Source organism: Pseudoalteromonas sp. OANN1, from assembly GCF_024124685.1.
GTDB classification, from domain to species: domain Bacteria; phylum Pseudomonadota; class Gammaproteobacteria; order Enterobacterales; family Alteromonadaceae; genus Pseudoalteromonas; species Pseudoalteromonas piscicida.
In genome coordinates this window covers 1-1,740 of the sequence record NZ_JAMXSE010000047.1, presented here as the reverse complement: position 1 = coordinate 1,740, position 1,740 = coordinate 1, and the positions used below count along the sequence as shown (strand labels likewise).

Annotated in this window: 2 protein-coding genes; one reads left to right on the top strand and one right to left on the bottom strand. The window is 32.9% G+C overall.

Annotation, left to right across the window (positions count from 1 at the left end; translation table 11 throughout):
- Positions 1-19: 19 nt before the first annotated feature.
- Complete coding sequence (locus NH462_RS22790) at positions 20-745, top strand: class I SAM-dependent methyltransferase (RefSeq protein WP_253107823.1); 726 nt, start codon at positions 20-22, stop codon at positions 743-745.
- On the opposite strand, the gene NH462_RS22785 is transcribed toward NH462_RS22790, so the two are convergent.
- Positions 717-1,721 (bottom strand): hypothetical protein, encoded by a 1,005-nt coding sequence (locus tag NH462_RS22785; protein WP_253107822.1) that lies wholly within the window; start codon positions 1,719-1,721, stop codon positions 717-719. The genes NH462_RS22790 and NH462_RS22785 overlap by 29 nt on opposite strands.
- Between the last annotated feature and the right edge of the window lie 19 nt (positions 1,722-1,740).

Here is a 1,740-nt window from a genome sequence, read left to right as displayed (position 1 = left end):
GTAAGGATAACTACTAATTATGATTGAAGAGTGTGATGTAAGAGATAAGTATAATAAGCTTCAGAATATCTGGGATATTTCCGATCAATGGCACTATCACACCTACAGAAGAATTAAACAGTATTTATACGATTATTTAAGCATTGAAGATGGTGTTAAATTATCAGAAAGAGTATTACTGGCTGGCTCTGGAGGTAACTCTTACGGAATATCTGGTGATTTTATTTATCATCTAGATATAGCAGAGAATTTATTGAGTTTTGAGGACAAATCAATAGTAGGCTCTGTGACAAATATTCCTTTTTTTGAAGAGTCATTTGATATTGTAATATGTGTAGGTTCGGTACTAAATTATGTTGATGCACAGCTTGCTATTAAAGAGCTTAATCGAGTAACAAAAAAAGGTGGAGCTTTAGTTTTAGAATACGAAACTAGTAATAGTTATGAATTTATATTTACAGACAAATACAAGGAAAGTGTAACTCCGATCCACACCTTTTATAATGGAGAAAGCGAACATCTTTGGCTTTATTCTATTGATTACATAAACTCAATTTTACACAGTTTTGACTTGTTAGAGAAAAAGAGCAACTCGATACATATCATATCCACACTGCTCTTACGAAGTACAGGCAATCCGAAACTATCTTCCAAACTCTCCAGGTTAGATCATTTTTTTCAAAGGGTTAACATACTAAAAAGAGGTGGATGTAACTTTATGGCTTTCCTTTTAAAATGTCGCTGAAGGTTTTAGATACAACTTTTAGTACCTCCAGTGCACGCGACGAGAACAAAGAAAGAAAAAAGACGAAACTAATGGAAAGAAAACCATAAAAGTAAAAGAAATCATCTTTATCTATTTCTGTTTTTTTAATAAAAAACACTAAAGACAACGCTAATATCAAAAATAAGAAAGTCAATTTCACCGATAGACCTAAATGTTGAGTAGGCTGTGCAGTTGTTGTCTTTACTATACTTTCATATGCTTTATCACTCCCACCTTTAAAATAAACATCATCAACGAGAGAGGTCTTTGCGGTGCTATAAAGCTCTTGAGCTTTTTCCTTGTATAAAATAACTTTATCTTCCTCGTATACTTCAAACCACCTTGAGTAATGTTTAATATACAGCATGTGTAGTAAATCCAATGCGGTTTCTTTCCTTAAACTACAATGAAGAGGCCTAGGATTTAAAAATAAATGTGCAGGAACCTTGCTTTCATGATTGCTAGCTGAAAGCTCTAATTGCCAATAATCAAGATCCAACTCATAAAATCCAATCATGCCTAGTAGCTTTTTCATCAACTCAAAATTATCACTTTGATGATAAGGCTGATCTATCAAGGCTAGCTCTACAACGGAAAAGCTTGAGCTGGGAAATTTACTCTCAATATACTGGGCAAGCTGATCTGCAAACTCAAAAAAGGTATTGTTCTTCCTATATCTTTCATCTATGGATATATAGTCAATAACAACTATATTTTCTTCAACGAAATAGGTTAGTTGAGTATAGCCAATAACTATTTCATTATTTGAAAAAACAAGGACATGGAACTCATCATCAAACTTTTTGTTATAGTTATCTAGCCAATAAGTAATTGTATTAGTTTCCGTTCTAAGTGCAGGGTGTGTGTACCTAGAGTATATCGATAATCCTTCGATATACTTTTGATCTTTAGAGCTCACAACTCTTTCTAACGAATAGTGTGAATTGAGATTCATAATTAGTAGTTATCCTTAC